General features: G+C 35.5%; 23 protein-coding genes. 2 read left to right on the top strand and 21 right to left on the bottom strand.

What is annotated here, in order from left to right:
* Positions 1–252, top strand: a 252-nt coding sequence (locus tag BMW29_RS11390; RefSeq protein WP_143047364.1) for a transposase, incomplete at its 5' end; no start/stop codon positions are given.
* Between the two features lie 113 nt (positions 253–365).
* Here BMW29_RS11390 and BMW29_RS11385 read toward each other — a convergent pair.
* The 6 genes from BMW29_RS11385 to BMW29_RS11360 form a co-directional block, all read right to left on the bottom strand.
* Positions 366–1,565, bottom strand: a complete 1,200-nt coding sequence (locus BMW29_RS11385; protein WP_092653474.1) for a dihydrolipoamide acetyltransferase family protein — start codon at positions 1,563–1,565, stop codon at positions 366–368.
* Between the two features lie 13 nt (positions 1,566–1,578).
* Positions 1,579–2,559 carry an alpha-ketoacid dehydrogenase subunit beta gene (locus BMW29_RS11380; RefSeq protein WP_092653472.1) on the bottom strand — a complete coding sequence of 327 codons (981 nt, stop codon included), beginning with the start codon at positions 2,557–2,559 and terminating at the stop codon, positions 1,579–1,581.
* Positions 2,556–3,533 carry a thiamine pyrophosphate-dependent dehydrogenase E1 component subunit alpha gene (locus BMW29_RS11375; protein ID WP_092653470.1) on the bottom strand — a complete coding sequence of 326 codons (978 nt, stop codon included), beginning with the start codon at positions 3,531–3,533 and terminating at the stop codon, positions 2,556–2,558. Before BMW29_RS11375 ends, BMW29_RS11380 begins: the two co-directional genes overlap by 4 nt.
* Before the next feature lie 117 nt (positions 3,534–3,650).
* Positions 3,651–5,354: a DNA repair protein RecN gene (gene recN, locus BMW29_RS11370; RefSeq protein WP_092653468.1), complete on the bottom strand. Its 1,704-nt coding sequence runs from the start codon at positions 5,352–5,354 to the stop codon at positions 3,651–3,653.
* Positions 5,355–5,388: 34 nt separating this feature from the next.
* Positions 5,389–5,838 (bottom strand): transcriptional regulator AhrC/ArgR, encoded by a 450-nt coding sequence (gene ahrC / locus BMW29_RS11365; RefSeq protein ID WP_092653466.1) that lies wholly within the window; start codon positions 5,836–5,838, stop codon positions 5,389–5,391.
* Between the two features lie 160 nt (positions 5,839–5,998).
* The gene (locus tag BMW29_RS11360; protein WP_092653464.1) at positions 5,999–6,391 is read right to left on the bottom strand and encodes an Lrp/AsnC family transcriptional regulator; all 393 of its coding nucleotides are present in this window, start codon (positions 6,389–6,391) and stop codon (positions 5,999–6,001) included.
* Positions 6,392–6,505: 114 nt separating this feature from the next.
* Between BMW29_RS11360 and BMW29_RS11355 the strand changes: the two genes are divergently transcribed.
* A complete protein-coding gene (locus tag BMW29_RS11355; RefSeq protein WP_092653462.1) occupies positions 6,506–7,063 on the top strand; it encodes a cysteine hydrolase family protein in 558 nt (185 codons plus the stop codon).
* A gap of 92 nt (positions 7,064–7,155) precedes the next feature.
* Here BMW29_RS11355 and BMW29_RS11350 read toward each other — a convergent pair whose 3' ends face one another.
* From BMW29_RS11350 to BMW29_RS11280, 15 genes are all read right to left on the bottom strand, one after another.
* The gene (locus tag BMW29_RS11350) at positions 7,156–11,385 is read right to left on the bottom strand and encodes a Cna B-type domain-containing protein (protein ID WP_092653460.1); all 4,230 of its coding nucleotides are present in this window, start codon (positions 11,383–11,385) and stop codon (positions 7,156–7,158) included.
* A gap of 316 nt (positions 11,386–11,701) precedes the next feature.
* Positions 11,702–12,520: a TlyA family RNA methyltransferase gene (locus tag BMW29_RS11345; RefSeq protein ID WP_092653458.1), complete on the bottom strand. Its 819-nt coding sequence runs from the start codon at positions 12,518–12,520 to the stop codon at positions 11,702–11,704.
* Between the two features lie 8 nt (positions 12,521–12,528).
* Complete coding sequence (locus BMW29_RS11340; protein WP_092653456.1) at positions 12,529–13,425, bottom strand: polyprenyl synthetase family protein; 897 nt, start codon at positions 13,423–13,425, stop codon at positions 12,529–12,531.
* A gap of 21 nt (positions 13,426–13,446) precedes the next feature.
* Positions 13,447–13,671, bottom strand: a complete 225-nt coding sequence (locus BMW29_RS11335) for an exodeoxyribonuclease VII small subunit (protein ID WP_092653454.1) — start codon at positions 13,669–13,671, stop codon at positions 13,447–13,449.
* Positions 13,668–15,008, bottom strand: a complete 1,341-nt coding sequence (xseA, locus tag BMW29_RS11330; RefSeq protein WP_092653452.1) for an exodeoxyribonuclease VII large subunit — start codon at positions 15,006–15,008, stop codon at positions 13,668–13,670. The genes BMW29_RS11335 and xseA overlap by 4 nt, the downstream gene beginning before the upstream one ends.
* A 16-nt stretch (positions 15,009–15,024) precedes the next feature.
* Entirely contained in the window at positions 15,025–15,879 is an 855-nt protein-coding gene (locus BMW29_RS11325; RefSeq protein WP_092653450.1) for a bifunctional methylenetetrahydrofolate dehydrogenase/methenyltetrahydrofolate cyclohydrolase, read from the bottom strand.
* Positions 15,880–16,027: 148 nt separating this feature from the next.
* A complete protein-coding gene (locus tag BMW29_RS11320; protein WP_092653448.1) occupies positions 16,028–18,100 on the bottom strand; it encodes a hypothetical protein in 2,073 nt (690 codons plus the stop codon).
* A gap of 385 nt (positions 18,101–18,485) precedes the next feature.
* Positions 18,486–18,980, bottom strand: a complete 495-nt coding sequence (locus BMW29_RS11315) for an LURP-one-related/scramblase family protein (RefSeq protein WP_092653446.1) — start codon at positions 18,978–18,980, stop codon at positions 18,486–18,488.
* A 184-nt stretch (positions 18,981–19,164) separates the two neighbouring features.
* The gene (gene nusB / locus BMW29_RS11310; RefSeq protein ID WP_342706553.1) at positions 19,165–19,599 is read right to left on the bottom strand and encodes a transcription antitermination factor NusB; all 435 of its coding nucleotides are present in this window, start codon (positions 19,597–19,599) and stop codon (positions 19,165–19,167) included.
* A complete protein-coding gene (locus BMW29_RS11305; protein ID WP_092653444.1) occupies positions 19,596–20,015 on the bottom strand; it encodes an Asp23/Gls24 family envelope stress response protein in 420 nt (139 codons plus the stop codon). The genes nusB and BMW29_RS11305 overlap by 4 nt, the downstream gene beginning before the upstream one ends.
* A gap of 18 nt (positions 20,016–20,033) precedes the next feature.
* Positions 20,034–21,383 (bottom strand): acetyl-CoA carboxylase biotin carboxylase subunit, encoded by a 1,350-nt coding sequence (accC, locus tag BMW29_RS11300; protein ID WP_092653442.1) that lies wholly within the window; start codon positions 21,381–21,383, stop codon positions 20,034–20,036.
* Between the two features lie 11 nt (positions 21,384–21,394).
* Positions 21,395–21,898: an acetyl-CoA carboxylase biotin carboxyl carrier protein gene (accB, locus tag BMW29_RS11295; protein WP_177165763.1), complete on the bottom strand. Its 504-nt coding sequence runs from the start codon at positions 21,896–21,898 to the stop codon at positions 21,395–21,397.
* Positions 21,899–22,067: 169 nt separating this feature from the next.
* Positions 22,068–22,625 carry an elongation factor P gene (gene efp, locus BMW29_RS11290; RefSeq protein WP_092653438.1) on the bottom strand — a complete coding sequence of 186 codons (558 nt, stop codon included), beginning with the start codon at positions 22,623–22,625 and terminating at the stop codon, positions 22,068–22,070.
* A 27-nt stretch (positions 22,626–22,652) separates the two neighbouring features.
* The gene (locus tag BMW29_RS11285) at positions 22,653–23,714 is read right to left on the bottom strand and encodes a M24 family metallopeptidase (RefSeq protein ID WP_092653436.1); all 1,062 of its coding nucleotides are present in this window, start codon (positions 23,712–23,714) and stop codon (positions 22,653–22,655) included.
* Positions 23,715–24,010: 296 nt separating this feature from the next.
* On the bottom strand, positions 24,011–24,202 hold the full coding sequence (locus BMW29_RS11280; protein WP_143047363.1) for a hypothetical protein: 192 nt from the start codon (positions 24,200–24,202) through the stop codon (positions 24,011–24,013).
* Between the last annotated feature and the right edge of the window lie 22 nt (positions 24,203–24,224).

The following is a 24,224-nucleotide window of genomic DNA, read 5'->3' as shown; positions in this document are numbered from 1 at the left end:
GCAGATCAGTTCTTCCAGTTGCTTCAAACAATGCCTCATCATGTTCCAAAGGAACTTCATTATGTAAAAAAAGCATTTATTAAATATGAAGATGGCATTCGAATGGCTTTTAAAAAGAGCTACTCAAATGCACGATTGGAAAATCTTCACACTCATATCAAAACACTGAAACGCGTCTCTTATGGCTTTCGTAGCTTCTCAAATATGAGAACACGGGTATTTTTAATGAATGGTTTAATTCAATACGCATAAAAAAACATTGGGGAAAGAATTTCTTCTTCCTCCAATGTTCATAGGTGACACTATCAGTCCGATTTGACAAAGTGCCATAAAAAGAAGTCCTTCAACAAGTGAAGGACTTCTTTTTATGCTTCAGTTTGTAATAATGTTTCTTTTAAGGTTGCTAAAAATTCTCCAGCCATAACCCCATCTAATAAGCGATGATCAAAGGATAAGCAAAGGTTAACCATTGAACGAATCGCAATCATATCATCGATGACAACAGGACGTTTGACAATACTTTCAACCTGTAAAATACCACCTTGTGGAGCATTAATAATGCCTTTGCTGAGAACGGAACCAAAAGCACCTGTATTATTTACAGTAAAGGTGCCACCTTCCATTTGCACCTGATGTAAGTTTCCAGCTCTAATATGCTGAACAATTTGCTGAATTTCGACTGCAATATCTCTCACTGATTTTTGATCAGCATGCATAATAACAGGTGTAAATAGTGCTTTATCTGTTCCTACTGCAATAGACAAGTTGATCTCATGATGCTGTAAAATTTGATTATTTTGCCATGAAGCATTGAGTAAAGGCACTTTTTTCAATGCGATTGCAACTGCTTTAACAAAATAAGGGAAATAAGTCAGCTTGACCCCATTTTCTTCAAGGAAATGATGTTTTAATTGTTCTCTTCGCTTCACTAAAGGTGTCACATCTGCTTCGACCATCATCCACGCATGGGGAATGTCACTTTTACTTTCTTCCATATGCTTGGCTATCGCTAAACGAATTGGAGATGGCTGAATGACTTGCTGTGTATCACTTGCTATCAGTTTCTTCACTTCAACCTTCTTAGTAGAAGTCACTTGCGGTTGTGGCGATTGATTTCTATTTTGGACATATTGTGCAATGTCCTTTTTAGTAATGCGGCCTCGAATCCCTGTTCCGGTTACTTGTGTTAAATCAATCTGATGCTCTTTTGATAATCTTCTGACACTTGGAGATAAACCTTTTTCTGGTAATCTTGCCATTGTATTTGGTTGGCTGATTGTTTCTTTTAATGGTGCTTGTACCACCTGTTCTTCCACTGCTTTTTCCACCGTTTGAACAGCTAAAATAGCCTCACCAACTGCAACGGTAGCCATTTCTTCAATTAATTGTTCTTGCACGATTCCACTTAACATACTAGGCATTTCAGTGGTGACTTTAGCTGTCATAATCTCAGCAATAGGCTGATATTTTTTAATTTTCTCCCCAGGCTCAACTAGCCATTTGACCAATGTTCCTTCTACGCTACTTTCACCAATTCTGGGCATTTCTATCATTTTAATCGACATATTTTTTCACCCCTTAAAACAAGATTAATGCTCTTGTTTCTTCCTCTAATGTTTCGCTAAAGTGTAAATAGGCATCTTCTAATGTCTTGGCATTTGGTACAGCTGGCACGTCTGGTGCAGCTAAGCGTTTAATCGGTGCATCTAGCTCAAAAAGAATTTCTTCTGCCAGCACTGCTGCAACTTCACTAATCACATTGCCTTCTTTATTTCCTTCTGAAAGTAGTAAGACCTTTCCTGAAGCTTTAGCCGCATCTAAAATAGTTGCTTGATCTAATGGATAAATTGAAACCAAATCCAGCACACCAACTGAATAGCCTTCCTCTGCTAACTTTTCAGCAACCTTGACTGCTTTTGACACAAACAAGCCATAGGTGATAATTAAACAGTCTGTTCCTTGCTTTTTCATGATTGCTTGATCAATTGGGAAGCATTCTTCTGCATCTCCTACTACTTCAACTAATGAGCGATACGCTTTTTTATGTTCTAAGAAAAGAACCGGGTCATTGCTACGAATAGCTGTTTTTAATAAAGCTTTCGCATCTCTAGGTCCTGATGGAATCACCACACGTAAACCTGGCATATGAGCAAAAAATGATTCAATTGATTGTGAATGGTACAAACCACCTTGAATGCCACCACCATAAGGCGCGCGAATTACCATTGGCGCTTCAAAATCATTGTTGGTCCGATAACGCAGTTTAGAAACCTCTGAATAAATTTGATTAAAGGCCGGGAAAATAAAATCAGCAAACTGAATCTCACAAACTGGACGCATTCCAGCCATTGCACTTCCTAAGGCCATACCAACAATGCCACTTTCAGCTAATGGGGCATCCATGACACGATCAGCGCCAAATTGTTCCTGTAGTCCTTTAGTCGCACCAAATGCGCCACCTTTACGACCAATATCTTCACCAATTAAATAAATTTTTTCATCTCTAACAAGCTCTTCTTGTAGGCCCAAATGAATGGCATCTATCATATTTAATTTCATTTGCCTTCACCTTCCTCATAGACAAATTGCTCAAGTGTGTCAGCTGCAGGATCTGCTGCTGCTAAGGCTTCTTCTGTCACTTCATCAATTAAATCTGAAATTTGTTCTTCAATTTCCGTCATTTTTTCTTGTGAAAGTAACTGTTGTGCTAAAAGCTCTTGTTGGAAAATAGTAACTGGATCTTTATTTTCCTGATAGTTTCTTTCTTGTTCATTTAAGTAGCTACCATCATCATCTGAGGAATGAGCTGTTAATCTTACAACATCTGCTTCAACCAAAACAGGCTGTGGTTCGGCTCTCATTTCTTCAATAATTTTTTGTAAGTCTTGATAGGAACTCATAACATTTGTGCCATCAATTTTTGCATACTTTATTTGATAGGCTTGTCCAAAACCTGAAAAATCTTTTTGTTTATATTGGTCTTCTTGAGCTACGCTCATTGCAATATGATTATTTTCAATGATGAATAGAACGGGTAAATTGAAAACTGAGGCAAAATTTAAGGCTTCATGGAAATCACCTTGGCTGGTCGAGCCATCGCCAACTGTTGTCACAACAATACCAGGCTGACCTTGTTTTTTTAGCGCTAATGCGACACCACATGCATGAAGAAATTGTGTGGTGACGGGGCTTGAATGGGATAAAATATGATTTGCTTGATTGCCCCAATGAAAAGCCATCTGTCTGCCACCTGAGTTGGTATCATCTGCTTTACTTAACAGATTAAGGAACACACTTTTTGGTGTTTCACCAAAACCTAAGACTAATGGTAAGTCACGATAATAAGGCGCCATCCAATCTATTTTTTGATTTAATAGTTGCGCTAATGCAACTTGAAAGCCTTCATGTCCTTTACCACTAATGACAAATGGGGCTTCTCCTGCTCGATTTAACTGCCAAAATCGTTCATCTATTTTTCTTGCTAAGATAAGCAATTCATACATTTTTTCATAGTTTATTGCTGTTTTTTGCATCAAATCGCTCCCTTTATTAGTAGTTGCTACTAATAATAGACTAATGAAAACTAAATGTAAAGGATTTGCCTAGCTGTAACAAAAAAAACTGTTGAAAAAATCCAACAGTTTTTGAGCTTATTTCTTTTCTTTTTCTGCTAACGTTAACAACTCTTTTGCATGCTCTAATGTTAATTTCGTAATCTGCGTACCTGAAAGCATTCTGGCAATTTCTTCAATTTTTTCTGGTTTATCTAAAGCAACAACGGTTGTTTCTGTCCGGTTTCCAACAGGAACTTTGGCAATAAATAAATGATGATCTGCCATCGCTGCAACTTGTGGTAAGTGGGTAATACAAAGCACCTGTGAATGGATAGCCACAGAATGGATTTTAGTAGCAATTGCTTGAGCAACACGACCACTTACTCCTGTATCGACTTCATCAAAAATAATACTTGTAATGCCTTGATTTTTAGAAAAGATTGTTTTCATTGCTAAAATAATCCGAGAAAGTTCTCCACCAGATGCTGTTTTCGCAAGTGGTTTTAAAGGTTCACCTGGATTGGCACTAATATAAAACTCAATTTGATCCACACCTGCTTCATGATAAGCTTGGATATTTTTTTCAACTTCTGGTGTGTTGTTAAAACGAATTTCAAAAAGAACCTTTTCCATATATAGCTCTTTTAATTGTACAAGAATTTCTTTTTCTAATTGTGTCGCTACTTTATGTCGTATTTGGGATAATTTTTGCCCAGTTTTCATCACTTCTGCTTCTGCTGTAGCCAGCTTTTCTGCTAATGCTTCTGCATGTCCTTCATGGTTTTCAAGCTGTGATAGCTCTTCTGAAATCTCTTCAAAATATTGTAGGACTTCATCAATTGTACTGCCATATTTGCGTTTCATTTGAGTTAAAAGCTCTAATCTTGTTTCTATCTCATTTAACCGGTTTTCATCCCAGGCGAGTTGATCCATTTCACGATGTAAATCACTGGCTACTTCTTGTAATGCAAAATAGCTATTGGTAATGGTTTCAGATAATTCTTTATATTTTCGATCCATTTCATCAATGGTTTCTATCTCTGTCATTGCCACACCAATTAAATCTAAGCCTGCTCCTTCTTCACCTTGTAAAGCTTCATAGCTTGCTGATAGAGCATTCATAATTTTTTGGTAATTGACTAAACGATTTTTTTCTTCCATTAAGCTTTCTTCTTCGCCAATAGATAATTCTGCTGAAAAAATATCAGCTACTTGGAAAGTCAACATATCTAAGCGTTGTGCTAATGCCTGCTCACTACTTTCCCATTTATCATAAGCCTGTTTGGCCTCTTGATAGGCTTGATAAGCAAGGAGATATTTTTGAGATAAAGGTTCAATTTGTTTTTTAGAAAATTGATCAAGCATCGATAAATGTTGTTCAGGTCGCATTAATTCTTGATGCTCATTTTGACCATGAATATCAATCATATTTTCGCCAATATGGCGTAAAATCGCTGTTGTTACCAATCGTCCATTGACGCGACAAACATTCTTTCCATTTGTATGAATATCTCTTTGAAGTAATAAGGTCTGCTCCTCTGCTTCAATATCATATTCTGCCAAAACTGAATAAACGTTAGAGTCTTTAGGGATTGTGAAAAGTCCTTCTAAAGAACACTTCGTTTCACCATGACGAATAAATTCACTTGAACCACGACCGCCAGCTAATAAGCCAACAGCATCAATAATGATTGATTTTCCTGCACCTGTTTCACCAGTCAAGACTGTCATTCCATTTTCAAATTCTAAACGTAATTCATGAATAATCGCAAAGTTTTTAATGGCTAATTCTTGTAGCAAATTTATTTCACCTCATTTACACTTTTCTGCTGCTCTAAATTAAACTAACTAATTTTTCTTTAATCCGCTGGGCATCTTCTGGAGTATGACAAATCACAAGCATGGTATCATCTCCACAAATACTGCCAATCACACCTTCAAAAGTTGCATTGTCCATTAATGCCCCTACAGCTTGCGCATTTCCAGGTGATGTTTTCATCACTAGGAAATAGTCTAAAATGTCCATTGAAACATAGGCATCTGCTAATAATCTACCTAGTTTATTGGTTGTATCAAAATGTATATCTGGCGGCATGCTATACCGGTATCCGCCTTGCGCAGAAGGTGTTTTGATGAGATGCAATTCTTTTATATCTCTTGAAATTGTGGCTTGGGTAATTTCTATCCCTTTATCTTCCAGCAATTTTACAAAATCTTCTTGCTTTTCAACAATGTTTTCTTGAATTAAGTCTTGTAATAAACGATGACGCTCACGCTTTTTCATGCTTACACCTCTTTTATCCAAAATAGTATACTTATGCACTCTTTATTTTATCATATCTTTAAGCAAGCTAGCAAGAAAAGCAGAAAATTAAGCTATATTTATACTATATGTCATTTAATCAAAGACTCATTTTTTTGTAAAAAGTATTTTTATTGAGGATTTATCTTAATTTATTCATGATTGTGTTTACTTTATATCTGCCATATTTGGAGATTACTGCTATGAATTGGTTTAATTTTTCTGCTTCAAAAGAAGCAATGATTGTATAGCAACTTTCACCACTCACTTGATAAAACTCAATGACCTCTTCAAACGCTAAGATGGCTTGTTCAAAGCTTTGATAGGTAGCCTCATTTAAATAGACTAAGATGATTTGTTTTTTTTCATTTTTGATCTCAATGGTAAATCGTTCAATCACTTTTTGATCAATCAAATTGGAGATTCTTTGACCGACACCTTGACCTGACATATGGATCATCTGACCCATTTCTTTATTTGTTAATCTTGCTTGTTTTTTTAATTGTTGTAAAATTTTCCAATCAATTTCATCCATCTTGTTCAACCCTTTCAATATGAAACCATAGCAGGCGCACTTATTTCAGCGTACTATTCAAAAATAGGTAAAAAAACTATACCATTGTATCATAACATACGAGGAGTGATTTAGATGAAACAAGCACTATTAATCATTGATGTCCAAAATGATTATTTTAAGGGTGGTAAAATGCCTTTAATGCATTCAGATCAAGCTTTACAGCAGCTGTTAAAGGTCAAGGATTTTTTTGATAAGCAACAACTGCCTGTGATTTATATTCAACATATTAATGCCAAAAAAAATGCTGACTTTTTTGAAAAAGATACATTAGGGGTCGCAATTCATCCACTGCTTTTAGCTTCGAATACGGGGCATGAAATAACGATTGTTAAGGCCCATCCAAATAGTTTTTTTGAAACTGGACTTCAAGAAACTTTAATTGCCCTCCAGGTTGATCAGTTAGTGATAACGGGTATGATGACACATATGTGTGTCGATTCAACAACACGTGCTGCAAAGGAGTTGGGCTTTCAGCCTGTCTTAATAGCAGATGCGACTGCAACAAAAGAGTTAGCTTTTGGAGAAAAAGTTGTCATTGCAACAGATGTGCAGACTGCTTTTTTATCAGCACTACAACATTTTTCTACTAGCATTCTCTCTAGCAAAGACTTTCTCCATTCAACTAAGTAAAATAAAGACACAATAAAAAACGCATGAAGCACATTTGAACAATGTTGTCATCATGCGTTTTTAATCTTAGCTTTCTGATTTATAGGATAGATTTATATTTTTTTGCGATTGAGAGAATAAAACATCAAGCCACTAAAAAGTAAAAGCAAGCCAATGACCTGATAGCCTTCATTTTTACTTCCTGTTAAAGGTAATGGTGAAGGTTTTTCTTTGTCAGCTATTGTTTTAATTTCTTGAGGATGATTTTCAACAATCTCATGAATGATATCCTCTTCAGGTATCATTGGATTAGTAGGCTTGTCTTCATCGCTAGATAAATGATGATTAATAGCAACGAATCCTTTGTCTGCATCACCAATCAGTTCTAATTGATACCCTGAAATTTCTTTTTCCATCACTGTATAAACATTTTTCTGTCCCTTTTCATCATATTTCGGCAGCCCCATGAAAGCACTCTGCCAGTGATTCATTTCATTTAAAGTAAGCATTTTATCTGTCTTTTCACCATTTTTCACTAGATAAAAAATCGCTTCATCCTCTGTCTGGCCCATCCATTTTTTCATCACTGTAATGGCCATTTTTTCAATATTTTTATTTGTAACGATCCAACCTTGTTTAGCATCACCAGTGATAATAGATTGATACCCTTCAATTGGTACTTCTTTTATTTCATAAACATACTCGTTTCCTGCATCATCATATTTTGGCAGGTTTGTAAAGACACCTTGCCAGTCATTACTTTGATTTAAATTCAGTTGATGAACTATCTTTTTACCATTTTGAAGCAGTTCAATCGTAACCTCTTGGCCTATTGGACCTATCCATTCTTTTTTCACTGGTAGTGTTATTTTTTCATTATTGGTATTGGTTAAGATAAAGCCAGCTTGAGCATCTCCACTAATTGTTGTCTCATAATTTTCATAGGTTGTTGCTTCTACTACTGTATACTGGTACTCGGTGCCATCTTCACGATATTTTTCCAAATCTGAAAAAGTGGTGTGCCAATCATTTCCTTTATCTAAAAAGGTAAATTTATTGGTCATTTTCCCATCTCTCATTAGATTCACTTGCACACGTCCCGCTACAGGACCAATCCATTCTTTGGTAACAGCTACTGAAGTCGTTTCTGTATTGGTATTCGTAATCATAAAACCATCTTTTTGATTCCCTGTAATGGATGGACGATAATTGTCTATCGCTTCTTCTCTGATAAAATAACGTTTTTCTTGACCTTCGCTATCATATTTTGGTAAATGTTTAAAAGTTCCTTGCCAGTTTGTCGTCTCATCAACTATCAACTCTTCTACTTTCATGTTTTCATTATTATACAACAGCACTTTTACTGCGTTCTTTTTAGGTCCATTCCAGACTTTCGTAACTGGAATATTAATTTCTTCCCGATTGATATTGGTAATCATAAAGCCTGTGTCTGCATTTCCTGTAATTTGTGTTTCATAATTTGGTAATATCGATTCTTTCACTGTATAGAGAATTTTTTGACCTTGAGCATCATATTTAGGCATATTTGTAAATTTTCCTTGCCACTGAAGATCTGCTCGTAAAACAAGCTCTTCTCCACTTTCTTGACCATTCGCTAATAACTTGATTGTCACTTCTTCACCTTTGGGACCTACCCATTTCTTTGTGATTGGAATCGTGATGGAATCTTCTCGAGTATTCGTTACAGTAAATCCTGTTTTTGAATCCCCACTATAAGCTGCAACATAACCATCCAATTCTTCTTCCACAACAGAATAGTCAATTAATGTACCATTGACTTCATATTTAAATAAATGTTCAAGAGTTCCTTCCCAATTATTTTCTTCAGATAAAATCACAAAAACATCTGGTAAAAGTACCCCATTTGCTGTTGCATAGATTTTTACAGGGCCACCTGTCTCTCCCTGCCATTTTTTCTTAACGGGAATATTCACTTCTTCTGTATTTAAATTGATGATGGTAAAGCCTGTTTTTTGATTTCCTTGAATGGAAGGAATATATTCAGCCAACTCTTCTTCTTTGATGGTATAAGTGATTTCTTTCCCTTTTTCATCATATTTCGGCAATGTTTTAAAGGAACCCTTCCAATTTTGATTTTTGGTTAGCGTCAATGAATAAGGGGTCCTTTTTTGATTAGCAAATAAATTAATGATGGCCTTCTCTCCAACTGGACCAGACCATTCTTTATCAATGGGTATCTCTATCGTTTCATTATTTGTATTGATGACTGTAAAATCTTCTGTAGCATTACCAGTGATTTGCACATCATAATTTTCTTGTTTTTCTTCTGAGACGGTATACTTAATTTCTTGACCATTCTGATTGTATTGAGGTAAATTTGTAAATTTACTTTCCCAATTTTTTCCAGCATCTAGTTTAATTTTTCTACCAGTTGGCATACCATCGGATAATAATTCAATTGTGACAGGTTCTCCTACAGGACCTATCCATTTTTTTACAACTGGAATGGTAATAGAAGCAGCGCGTGTATTGGTTAGGATAAAGCCAGTTTTCATATTTCCACTATAGGTTGCAACATAGTCCGCCATATCCGCTTCAACAATACTATAGCTGATTTCCTGTCCTTCTTCATCATATTTTGGCAAATCATTAAATATTGCTGTCCAATTATTTTGTGCAGAAAGTTGAATCGATTGATTGGTTACTTTACTATTTTTTTTCAGATAAACTGTAACAGATGAGGTAGCGTCACCTGCCCATTTTTTCGTCACAGGAAAGCTCACTTTTTCTTGATTTGTATTGGTAATCGTAAAACCTTTTTCAGCATCTCCACTAATCACTGACTCATAATGCTCAGGAACCGCTACTTCTTCCACTGTATAGTGAATCAATGAACCATCAAGATGATATTTATCAAGATTGGTAACAGTTAATTCCCAACCATACTCCTTGGAAATAATAACTTGTCGATGAATATCCTGTCCATCTGCATATATTTTAGCAGTAACCTGTTCTGTTTCTGGTCCAACCCAGACTTTTTTTAAATTAAGACTTGTTTTTTCAATACTATTTGTGACGTTTATCAATACACCCGTTTCACTGCTTGCTTTAATTTCAAACGGATAAGTTTTATCTTTATCGATACTAAAATGTGATGGCGCAGCTATTTCTTTAAAATAGTATTGACCAAGTGCTAAATTTGGCACATTTATCTGTCCTTGTTCATCCGTTTGGTATGTTCCTAATGATTGGTTAGCTTGTGTAAATAATTCAAAAGTGATGCCTTTTAATAAAACATTAGGATTATTCTCAAGTGTTTTAACTATTCGAACACTTCCTTTTTCTGGTAAATCACCACTACCTCCGCCACTTGCACTGTTATTTTCAGCACTCGCGGTTCCTTTCTCTAGGATTTCTTCTTCGCCTGTAACTTGATAATCAATTGTATAATCATTTCCATATTCTTTTTTACTTAAATCAGTAATTTGAGTCTCATAAACAACACCAAATTTTTTCTCAGAAACTTCTTTTGCTCTGACTTTTAGCTTAAAACTGTTTGGATTATCCTGATTGATTTCAAGCACACCATAGTTATTGAATTCTTCTGGTGTTAACCATGTAAAATTTTTATTTTTATCTTCAATAAAATATCTAAAGCTACCAGCTAATAATTCCTGACCATCTTTAGAGGTATCTTCTACTTCAACCCATTTCTCTACTGAACCATCATTTGCTAATGCTTTTTTGGGTTGATTGATAAGCATTTGCCATGTAACGGTATTGCTACCATCCTCAGACATATACCCATATTTTGTAAAAAATGGATAACTGCCTTCTTCCACCTCTCCTGAATTGGGTTCATAAGTCACGGTATAATCTACTGGTGCGATATCCACACCAAAATCAGTTGCTTTAGAAATGGTTCCTTCCGTTTGGCTATCAACTCGCGCATTAAAACGAAAATAACCTTTCACATGGATAAATTCCTCCGCCGTTTTATTAAAGGTACAAATCACTTGGTCATTGACAATTTTTGCTTGGCCAAATACATTCCCAGTTTCGGGATCTTTTAGCTCCACTGACGATACAATCCCAATTAATTCTGGCGGGAGAGACATCGTAATGGTATCCCCATCTTTAATTTTCATTCCTTCTTTTTCGGAAAATTCAACTGAAATACCAATACGTTCCCCAGTGTATAGGTCAGTTTTTTCCATTTTAACAACATCAATAAAGCCTTCTTTACCTAATTCTTTTGCCTCAACAATCCTGGCAGTTGAAATTACTCCCCCAATGATGAGCGGTAACATCAGTGAAAAAATAAGAAAAAATGATGTAATCTTGTTGACTATTTTTATCATATTCGTGCTCCCTTTTTTTCTTGCTCTTTTTTACAAATGACTGAATTTTTTAAGATATAAAAAAAGCAAACCAACTAATTTAAACATAAAAATTAGCCAATTGCTTTATCCATCAAAAAAATATTCATTTAAATTTTCCCAAAAAAAGGCTTTTTAGTCAACCCCTGTCAAACTATAACACTACTCTTTATGGGTATAAATTATTGATGTATAGTTTTAACAAGAGTAGAATTTTCTATCTATTCCAATAAAAACAGCACTGAACATTTTATGTTTCAGTGCCATTTACTATAATAAAATTTTTCTCATTTTTCTCTTATTTTTTCAATTGTTGATAAGCTTTTGTTAGCATTTCATCTACTGAAACATGAAAAGCAACGGTTCCTGTTACCTGCTCATTCCACTGTAAATGAAGAAGAAATTCAATATTACCTTCTCCACCAGTAATCGGTGAATAATCAAGAGCGCGGATATCATAACCAATGCCTTGAGTAAAAGCAATCATGTCTTCAAGTACTTGCTTATGCACTGCTGGATCTCGTACAATCCCTTTTTTACCAACGCCTTCTTTTCCTGCTTCAAATTGTGGCTTAACAAGAGCAATGACATCTCCACCTGAGGCCAAAATTTCTTTTAAGACAGGTAATATTAAACGAAGGGAAATAAATGACACATCAATTGTTGCAAATTCAGGCTGGCCTTTTTTAAAATCAGCTAAAGTTGAATAACGGAAATTCGTTCGTTCCATCACTTCAACTCGTTCATCTTGACGTAGCTTCCAAGCCAATTGATTATAGCCTACATCTAAGGCATAGCTCATTTTCGCACCATTTTGTAAGGCTGCATCAGTAAAGCCTCCTGTTGAAGAGCCGATATCTAAAATGACTTTATCTTTGACATCTAAATCAAAAACTTCTAATGCTTTTTCCAATTTGAGACCACCACGGCTCACATACTTTAAGGTTTCACCTTTAATCTGTAAAATGGTTGTTTCAGGAATTTTTTCACCAGGCTTATCTAATCGTTCTTCTTTTTCATTATAAATTTGCCCCGCCATAATGGCTCTTTTGGCTTTTTCTCTTGTTTCAAACAGACCTTGTTCTACTAAGAGAATATCTACACGTTCTTTTTTCATTTTTTCTCCTAACGTAGCAATGAAAGTAGCGCTTCAAGAAGTGCTTTATTCATTACTATACCTTGTTTTTCGGCATATTTTTGTGCATTGGTTAAGCAATTTTCAGCAGCCATTAGTTCTTTTTCTAGAGCTGTAACTGCACCTTCAAGGGTTAATAAGCTTGGATAGGTATTCTTGTCATGGAGCTGATCCATTCCTGTTTTTTTGCCAAGAATGGTTTCATCTCCAATAATATCTAAAATATCATCTTTGATTTGAAAGGCTAAACCAAAATGATTAGCATATTTTAATAGTTCAACAGTAATGTCTTCTGAAGCTTCTGCTATGATTGCAGCTGCCTCAACTGCAAAGCTGATTAAGGCACCTGTTTTTTTCTGATGAATATTTTGAAGCTCAGCTAGAGTCAGGGCTTGTTTTTCCCCCTCCATATCTAAGACTTGTCCTTGAACCATTTTTTTCGGTCCAGCAGCACTTGCTAAAGCTGTCATTAGTGCAATACGTTTTGAAGCAGATAACGTCTCATCTTTGCCTAAAAGCTCAAAAGCAAAAGTTAAGAGGCCGTCTCCTGCTAAAATGGCGATGGCTTCACCATAAACTTTGTGATTAGTTGGCTTTCCTCGTCTTAAATCATCATCATCCATTGCAGGTAAGTCATCATGAATTAAAGAATAGGTGTGAATATATTCTAAGGCTGCTGCACTTGAAAAACCTTGTTCTACCGGCACATTCAGTGCTTGAAGTGTGGCCAATAATAACATTGGACGGATTCTTTTCCCTCCAGCAGCCACTGAATAATCCATACTTTGAAAAATCGTGTCTTTGGCTTCAAGTGTGGTGGCTAATTGTTCTCTTAAATAGCTTTCAAATTGAGGCATCACGGTTAGTCGAAAGTCTGCTAATGTCATTATGGCATCTCCTTCTTTGCTTTATTCTTGCTCAAATGGCACTTCTTTATCATTTTCTTCCATCATCGTTGCTAAGGTTTTTTCAGCATTTTCTAGTGTTTCTTTACAAATTTTTGTTAAGGCTACTCCTTGCTGGAATTGCTCTAAAGCTTCTTCTAAAGGAATATCTCCTTGTTCTAAATTTGTAACAATATTTTCCAACTGGGTCATGGCATCTTCAAATTTGATGTTTGCTTTTGCACTCATTTTTCTTCCTCCATTTTTTCTACAATTTCAGCAGCTACTGATCCTTTGGCAAAGCTTACTTGGATCGTGTCTCCTACTGTGACTTGCTCTGCTGATGTAATCACTGCCTCGTCTTTTAATACATAGCTATAACCACGACTCATAATTTTAAGTGGGCTTAAATGATCTAGAGATTGTAATAAAACAGCAAAGCGTTGGTTTTTTTCTGTCATATAACGCATCATGGTTTGATTGAATTGTCTATTGAGTAAAGCCAATTGTTCTTGTTGTTTTTGAATCAAGATGGTTGGTTGACTATTTTTTTGACGCATCATTAACAAATCTAATTGGCGCTGTAAATCGGTTACTTTTTTTGAAAAATGATTGTTTAAGCTTTCTTTTAGAAAATCTAATTTTTGCGCATAACTTTCATAAAGACGCTCTGGTTGTCTAAAAACATAAGAATCGGTTAAGCGTTTCAATTGATTTTGTGCTAATTCTATTTTTCTGCTCGTTCCTTGAATGAGACGATTTTGTAACTGATTAATTTTCATGATTTCTTCTGTTAAAACAGGTACTGCTAATTCGGCTGCAGCAGTTGGTGTTGCTGCACGAACATCTGCTACTAAATCAGCAATCGTAACATCTGTTTCATGGCCGACAGAGGAAATAACAGGCGTTTGTGCGTTAAAAATAGCTCTTGCTACCTTTTCTTCATTAAAAGGCCATAAGTCTTCTATCGAGCCACCACCTCTTGCCACAATCATGGTATCATAGTCTCCAGCAAGATCCACACGTTCAATATTCTTAACGATATTATCTGCTGCCTGATTTCCTTGTACAAGTGTTGGATAAAGAACCACTTTGGCAATCGGATAACGCCTTTTGACCGTTGTTAAAATATCTCTAATCACTGCACCGCTTGGACTGGTAATCACAGCAATTTTCTTTGGATATTTAGGTAAATATTTTTTGGCTGCATCTAATAGACCCTCTAAGGTTAGTTTTTTCTTTAGCTCTTCTAAGGCTTGATATAAAGCACCAACACCATCTGGCTCCATGTGTTCAACATAAATCTGATAGTTTCCACTGGCTTCATACAAGGAAATTCTACCAATAACCAGGACTTTCATTCCTTCTTCTGGTGTAAATTTTAGTCCTTGAAAAGCATTTTTAAACATGACTGCATTTATTTTAGCATGTTGGTCTTTGAGGCTAAAATATTGATGTGCATTTGCACGCATCCGAAAATTAGAAATTTCAGCTGTTAAATAAACCCTCTCAAGATAGGGATCAGCATCAAATTTTCGTTTTAAATATTTGGTTAATGCAGTAACTGTTAAATAGTTTTCTGTCACAATTGTCCCCCCTTAATTATGGGTTAAGTGTTCTTTTGGCATGGTCAACCGTTTGTGCCATTAGCATAGTAATCGTCATTGGACCTACGCCACGAGGTACAGGTGTAATCATACTGGCAATTTCTTTGACCTCATCAAATTTAACATCGCCAATCAATTTCCCATTTTCATCATGATTCATGCCTACATCAATGACAACTGCACCTGGTTTCACAAAGTCTTTTGTCACAAAATGTCCCTGTCCAATAGCAGCAACTAAAATATCAGCTGTTTTAGCAAGCTCAGCTAAATTTTGCGTCTTTGAATGTGTGATCGTTACAGTTGCATCTTTCATTAATAAAAGTTGAGCCATTGGCTTTCCGACAATATTGCTACGACCAATCACAACCGCTTGTTTACCTGCAATTTCTACATCATACGCTTCTAACATTTTCATAATACCATATGGTGTACATGGTAATGCATCAGGCTTGCCAATCAGCAGTTTTCCCATATTAATTGGATGAAAGCCATCTACATCTTTCTTTGGATCAATGGCTAGAATAATTTTTTCTTCATTGATATGCTTTGGTAAAGGAAGCTGAACCAGAATACCATGATATTCTTGATGTTGATTATAAAATGCGACTCTTTCAAGTAGCTCTGTTTCTGAAATGTCAGCTGGTAATCTTTCAACAATTGAATGAATGCCCAATTCTTGTGCACGTTTCTCTTTATTTCTTACATAAACTTGACTTGCTTGGTTGTCACCTACAAGCAATACGACTAAACCAGGGGTCGTCCCTTTTTCTTTTAATGCTGCTACTTCCTTTTTTAACGCCATTGACAGTTGATCTGCCAATGCTTTTCCATCAATAATTGTTGCTGACACGATGACAACTTCCCCCTTAAACTTACTTTTTATTACTATATTTCATTTTAGCACAAATGTTCAAGTTGAAACAGTCTTGCTTTTATGATTTTTAGGATAAGAAAAAACGACCTATCTCTCATTATAAAATAGGTCGTTTGGGTCTAAATTATTGTAAATGCTCTATCTGATAATCCCAACTGTAAGGACTTAATGTTCTAGTACTTGGCTTTAAATAAATCGTCAGCCAAAAATCCTTCTCATTTGTATAATCTAATGTTGGATATGCGCCTAATATGCGATTCTCAGGTGAATGAATAGCTAGTTCATTACTGACAGAGTAGCCTTCATATTGATAGTATTCAGGTATAATCGGTTGTACTTGATATTGGTAAGGTGCACCTTTTTCCATTGCCAATATTATTTCTTGATAGGCCTCATTGAGATTATCAGATGAAATTCCGGCAACATTTAACTTCAAATCTTTATATATAGCATTAAAGTAACCTTCACTTGGTATAACAAGCTCTTCGTTTGCTGATAAAATCACTTGTCTTAAATGAAGAGATACTGTACTTTTGCGATAAATAAATACAACTTTTTCATTTTTTTGAATAGTAGCAATCATACTGATACTACCTACTTGATATTGATCAGCTGTTTTATTTCCCAGTATTTTCCAGTTATTTGGAAGCATTGTAGGTGCAATTTTCGTATAGTTACTGCCTTTTTTTATATCAGTGAAGGTGTTAGGTGCTAATACTGTTCCAGTCTCATCTTGATAGCTTTCTGTTATACGAAAAGTCTCCATTAAATCTTTTAATTGAATATGGCGAATAGGTCCCACATTTCCTGAATAATCGACAGCTCTAATATGTAACCACTTTTCCCCATCTGTAAGGCCATTAAATTGAATCTGAGGCGTTGGCGAATCTAATGTTAGAACAACTAGGCCGTTTGTATCTTTAGTTGGAGTAATTGCAGTTGTAGGTGCCTCATCTATTACATGAATAAAGCCCTTGGTTCCACTTACAATTTTTTCTTCCATTGTATCCGAGAACTGATTTCCAGTTTTTATACTAGCTTCCACATACCACTGATAAGTTGTTCCCTCATCTTCTGCTGCAATATCGATTATCGTATTTGGTACAGTTGATGTAGAGGCTTCACTAAAAGTTGCTTGTTTTGGTGCTTTTTTATCCTCAACTGAACGATCAGATGCGTAGGTGTCTTTGGTAAATTGGGCAAGGTTAAACAATGTATTCGCAATGATTTGTTGCTCATTAGGTGTTGCTTTTCCTTCTGAATGTCCTGTCATGATCATTCCCGCATTATTATTTGTGACCAGGTAGAAATTATTGGTTCCTCTAGCATCAGCAAAAGGAGGACCCCAGAATAAACCAGGCTGAACAAATTCCATCCATACTTTTCCTTTTCCCAATTGCCCAAAAGTATGGGTTGGTGGAATAGTATAAGTGATTTCTTCTTTTAATAGATGAGGATACTTCATCATGTAGCCATTATTCTTGATTTTTACACTTGCTCCCCCTATTCCGTGTGAAACAAAATTTGATTGTTGTGGATTGTTCTCTACTAAGGTAACACCCACATCCTCAGCAAATTTATTGAACCAAGGATGAGGTGCACCAAATCCACTATAATAGCCTGATGAGCCGGAGATTGTATCATGTCCAAATAGAGCACCTCTACCCGTATCCAAATATTTTCTAACTGCATCTGCAGATTTTTGATTCATATCTAAGTAGTTATTTACATTCCATGAACCAAACATTAAAACATCATGAACATATTCTTTATTACTATCTAGCAGATATTGATCGGGATTCGCATTGAATGCTGTCATGGTTACAGGCGTTACCTCAATCAGCTTCATTCCATAACCATTGGTTTCCATCCATGTCTTTAATGTATTAGAATTTGGAATATCTGGGTAAATATTTAAGACTTTGATTGGTTTCTCATAATTGGTTGATTTTTGTTCAAAATCTACTTGTCCATCTTCTTTCTGCCATAATGTATAACCTACCGCATCAGGTACTGTATCCCATTTAAGTTCTGCATAAGCTTTATCAGTTGGATCCTTTTTATTTTGAACATTTAATGCAAAACTACCAGTTGTAATTGTTGTTGCTGCTTGTGTTTGAGTGCCTTTATAAATAATAAATAGTGGCAAAATGAGTAATAAAATTTTTAATTTATTGAAACTCTTTAATTTTTTCACGGATGGATTCTCCTTTTTAAGTTCAGCTTTTTTATAGAGCTGAATGATGTAAAAAACATGTGTTTTTTACATTTTTTCCGTACCGAAAAACAAAAAAACACCAAACACTGATTTAACAATGTTTGGTGTCTTAAATTATTTTTACATTACACTAAATATGTACAGAAAACCACTTGTGAATTAAACACATGTTACTTGCAGTCTCATATTAAATGATATTTTTCTACTTGTCAAACGCTTTTATCTCAACATTTCCAGCAGAATCGTTTAATTATTTTAAACTAATAACAATCCCTTATTTTTTAAACAAAAAAACAGTTTTTTTATTTTTAATTTAAAATATAAAACGGTTTGATTTAACTATCTTCTGAAAAAAGAATGCCCATTAGTTCACACTAGTTGCTGCCATTTCTTCATCTTGTTTCACACAATCAATAGCAATCACAATTGAAATAATTAAATGCTCAAAGGCTTCATCTTTGATATCAACCTCAAAAGTATCACTGGTCGCCCACCATTTTTCACTAATTATTGCGATTGTTTTCCCTTGATGAGTCACTTCATAGTTTTTACTTAACCAATCTCCTTGAATACTTATTTCGTTACTCTCAATCTCATATTTTGATTTAAGGAAGGTTACTTTCTTTTTGATAGTTAGTATTTCTTCTCCTGCTACCTCAACAAAAAATTTAGGCTGAAAAGAAAAAGTTTTTTTAGTAATGGTGCCAATTGTTTGATTATTTATATCTTTAATTGTAAACATTTTAGGGATTTTCATTAGACTACCTTCTACGAAATATTTGTCTTGTCCGTCAGCATCCTTGACGGTAAATTTACCAGCCAAGCTAAATATTTTTTGTTTAATGTATAATTTGCTCATTTGTTTCTCCTCCTACTTTTTTAAATGAATCTTTATTACATTTAGTATAACTAAAAAAGTAAGAGCAGCCTATTAAATTTCCTAAATTGCGTATTTTATTACCTAAATGGTTATTTTTTATAAAGAAGTCTTCCTCTAAATACAAAAAAAGAGAGTTTTTTTCAACTCTCTTTTAAGCTTATACCTATGCTTCTATTTCATCCACAACTTTTGCTAATAAACCATTAACAAACTTTCTAGATTTTTCATCACTATAACGTTTTGTGACTTCAATCGCTTCATTCAAAGCAACACGATTTGGCACATTATCAATATAGCAAATTTCAAAGATTGCAATACGCATAATGATTAAATCCACTTTTGCTAAACGATTCATTGACCAGTTTTCCAAATGTGCTTTGATTTTTTCATCAATTGCTGCTTGATTCGCTTGGACACCACTCACAAGTACTTCTAAATAAGTTGGCACTTCAAAAATGGCATCTTCGACTTCATCTTCTTCACCTAAAAGAGCCGTTTGAATGGCATCTTTAATGGCTAAGTCTTCATTTGTTTCTAATTGAAAAAGCGTTTGTAAGGCTTTTTCTCGCATTTCTCTTCTATTCATTGCTTGACTCACGCATCTTCACCGTCTTCAAATGTTGGAAGATTCTTTAAATCTTTTTTCTCAGGAATCACACCAACAATATGCACATTCACTTCTGCTAATTCTAAATCAGTCATGAAGAATAATTGTTGACGGACATTTTCTTGAATTGCTTGTGCTACTTTTGGAACAGACACGCCATAATTAAAGTAGCAATAAACATCCACTTTAATACCAGCTTCGTCCATTGTTAAACGAATGCCTTTCCCATGATTTTTTTTACCAAATAGCTCGACAACACCAGATGCGATATTTCCACGCATTGCATAAACACCTTCAACTTCTGTTGTTGCAATACCTGCAATAATTTCCACAACTTCTGGCGCTAACTCAATTTGACCTAAACTTGTTTTTTCATTTTTTAAGGTTAAGTTTGTTTCTTCTGCCATTTGTTTTCCCTCCATTTTTTAACTATCTATTTTCTCTAATTGTAGGAACTTTGTGTTAAAATGTCCACTTTTAAATGTTGGATGTTGTAATAAAGCTAAATGGAATGGGATTGTGGTCTCTATTCCTTCTATCACAAATTCACTTAACGCACGAGTCATCCGGTTAATGGCTTCTTCTCTTGTTGCGCCATAACTAATGACTTTTGCAATCATTGAATCGTAATAAGGTGGAATCAGATAGCCTGCATAAGCCGCTGAATCAACGCGAATACCAATACCTCCTGGGGCTAAATACTGCGTAATTTTCCCAGGGTTGGGCATAAAGTTTTTCTTAGGATTCTCAGCATTAATCCGGCACTCAATGGCCCATCCTTTTAACATAACATCTTCCTGTGTGACACTCAGTGGCAATCCACTTGCAACTTGTAATTGCTCTCGAATAATATCTGTATTTGTGACAAATTCTGTCACAGGGTGTTCGACTTGAATTCTTGTATTCATTTCCATGAAATAGAATTTTCCAGCTTTTTCATCGTAGATGAATTCAACAGTTCCTGCACTATAATAGCCACAAGCTTTGGCCGCACGAATCGCAGCTTCTCCCATTGCTGCTCTTAAGCTATCTGAAACAGCTGGTGAAGGCGCTTCTTCGACTAATTTCTGCATCCGTCTTTGAATGGAGCAGTCACGTTCACCTAAATGAATCGTATTTCCTTGTTGATCGGCTAGAATCTGAACTTCAACATGACGGAATTCTTGAATGAATTTTTCCATATAGACACCTGGATTACCAAAAGCACCTTCTGCCTCCATTTGTGTTAAATGGAAACCTTGGATCAATTCTTCTTGATTTTCACAAACACGAATCCCTTTTCCGCCACCACCAGCAGTGGCTTTGAGAATCACAGGGTACCCAATTTCTTGGGCAGTTTGAATTGCATCTGCTTCATCAATCAGTAAGCCCTCACTACCTGGTACAACTGGCACATTGGCTTCAATCATTGTGGCTTTTGCTACATCTTTTGTTCCCATTAAAGCAATACTATTTGCGCTTGGACCGATAAAGCCCATCCCGCAAACATCACATAATTCTCTAAAGCTAGCATTTTCTGCAAGAAAACCATAACCAGGGTGAATGGCATCACACCCAGTTGACATGGCGATTGTCATAATATTGGCTGTATTTAAATAACTATCTTTCGCAATTGCAGGCCCAATTTGATAGGCTTCATCTGCTAGCTTAACATGTAAGGCGTCTTGATCAGCTTCTGAATAAACCGCAACTGTTTCAATACCCATATCTCGACAGGTACGAATAATACGCACCGCAATCTCGCCTCTATTTGCAATTAATATTTTTTTTATCATTCCAAAATCACCTATCCGTTTGTACGAACCTTAAATAAAGGTTGTCCGTATTCTACCATTTGGCCATTTGATACTAAAACTTCTGCAATTTGACCACTTAATTCTGATTTGACTTCATTAAATAGTTTCATCGCTTCAATCATACAAATTGTTGTTTCAGGTGTAATATTCATCCCAACATGCACATAATCTTCCTCATCTGGGGTAGGTTTACTATAAAAAGTACCCACCATTTCTGATTTGATTTCAACTAGATTTGGATCCTCTGCTGGTTGTACATTTGCTTCAACAACGGGTGTAGTTGCTACTTGTGATAAGGGTGCCGCAACTGGTTGTTGTAGCGTCTCAGTTGGATAAACAACTGATGCTGGTTGATTGGATGCTTTCATTAGCTTTAGTTTTTGGTCGCCCATCGCTAATTTTAATTCACTGGCCTCAGACTGACTAAAAACCTCTAATAATTCTTTGATTTCTTCATAACTTAAAAAATATTGCTCTTTATTTTCTGAACTCATGATTAAACACTCCTTTTTAGCGAATTGATTCGTATGATTGATGTCATTTTCGGTAATCAAGGAGTTATTTTTCTGCTTTAAGAAAACGGGTTGCTTTCTAAAAATAACCACCTGTAAGCTACATGCTAAAGTCATGCCCCTCGTTTGACCTAACTTTAATTAGAATAGCTTATGCACGGGATACATATGAACTATCTGTTGTGTTAATGACTAGAACATCATCAACGTTAACAAAGAATGGCACATTGATAATGACGCCAGTTTCCATTGTTGCAGGTTTTGAACCACCTGAAGAAGTATCACCGCGGATACCAGGTTCTGTTTCAACAACTTTTAATTCAACTGTATTTGGTAAATCAACACCTAGTGTTTCTGCACCATACATAATAATTTGTAATTCCATATTTTCTTTTAGGAATTTTAATTCTTGTTCAATTTGCGCTTCTTGTAATTCAATTTGGTCATAAGTTTCAGTATCCATAAAGACATGAGCACCGCCACTTTCATACAAGTATTGCATACGACGATTGTCGATTTGAGCTTTCGCTACTTTTTCACCAGCTCTAAAAGTTTTTTCTTGTACGGCACCATTACGTAAATTTTTTAATTTAGAACGAACAAATGCTGCACCTTTTCCTGGTTTTACATGTTGGAACTCAACAACGCGCCAGATGCTGCCATCTACTTCAATTGTTAAGCCTGTTTTAAAATCATTTACTGAAATCATTTATTTTCCCCCTATAGTTTCATGCCATTATAGCACAATTAATTCTTTTGTTGGTGTACAGATTATTTCATTACCTGTTTCAGTGATGACAAGATCATCTTCAATTCTAACGCCACCAATTCCTGGTAAATAGATACCTGGTTCATCAGTAATCACATTACCTGGCACTAAGGTATAGTCTGATTTAGATGAAATGCCTGGTGACTCATGAATTTCAAGCCCAATCCCATGTCCAGTTGAATGTCCAAAGGCCTCTCCATAACCATGACTTGCAATATAATCACGGGCAATCGCATCTAATTGTGCACCCGTAACGCCTGGTTTTGCTGCATCAATTACTTTTAATTGTGCATCTAAAACGATTTGATAAATTTCTTTTAATTTTGGATCAGGTTCTCCAATCGCAAACGTACGGGTCATATCAGAAACATACCCATCATAATAGCAACCAAAATCGATGGTCACAAAATCGCCTTGTTCAATGACTTTGCTACTTGCTACACCATGAGGCATTGCTGAGCGAACACCACTAGCAACAATTGTTTCAAAAGAAACGCCAGTTGCACCTAATTTACGCATATAAAAATCTAATTCATTTGCCACTTCAATCTCAGTCATACCTGGTTTAACAACACCTAAAATATGTTCATAGGCAGCATCTGAAATACTACATGCTTTTTTGATAGTTGCAATTTCTGCTGGTTCTTTGATTAAGCGTAAAGCTTCCATCATTCCTGAAACAGGGACAAGGTCACATGGCATCATATCTTCTAATGCTTCAAATGTACTGAATGTCACAAAATCTTCTTCAAAACCTAATGCTTCAATTCCATTTGAGCGGACAGTATTAACAACTTCATCATAGATTGGTCCTTTATTTTGAATAATCTCATATCCAATTGCTTGTTTTGCAACTTGTTCAGTATATCTAAAATCAGTTACAAAAAAAGCTTTTTCTAAAGTAATCACTGCTAATCCTGTTGTGCCTGTAAAGTGGGACATATAACGTAAATTATATGGACTAGTGATTAGCATAGCATCTAATCCTTGTTCCTGCATACGGATGCGTAATTTTTCAACTCGACTCATAAAACCCCTCCTATTTTTGCTTTCTTTATCACTTATTAAGGAATATTCGCTTCTTTGTAAAAAAAGCGCTCTAACTCAGAGTAATTATACCATTTTCTTTCACATTTTTCCTTATAAAATTTTTTTGTGGATTCTTTTTAGTCTCTTACGAATAAAAGGGGACTTTGATGAAGATTTATTTTCTGTGTGTTCTTCTACAGTCAGCTGCTAAATCAGATAGGAAAAGCGGTACAATCAATGAAATCAATCATCAATTGCACCGCTTTTTAATTTGAATAAACAAGGCGCTGCTTCCCTTAAGGAGCGCTTTTCTTTTGCGCAATGTTCAAAACTTGTTCTTCCTGATATTGATTGGCTAAGGTTACCTTCAATTGGTAGTCTTGTTCAGCTATTTTTTCAATACTGACGACACCTTGCTGAAAGTGCATCATCATCTTTTTAGTGAGAACTGATTCATTTTTCATCAGATGATATTGAGTCAATAGCATGAGTGATTGAGCTTCATAATGA

This window comes from Isobaculum melis, assembly GCF_900111355.1.
Classification (GTDB): Bacteria; Bacillota; Bacilli; order Lactobacillales; family Carnobacteriaceae; genus Isobaculum; species Isobaculum melis.
The sequence above is the reverse complement of the archived record's forward strand: the minus strand, read 5'-3'. Positions and strand labels throughout refer to the sequence as shown.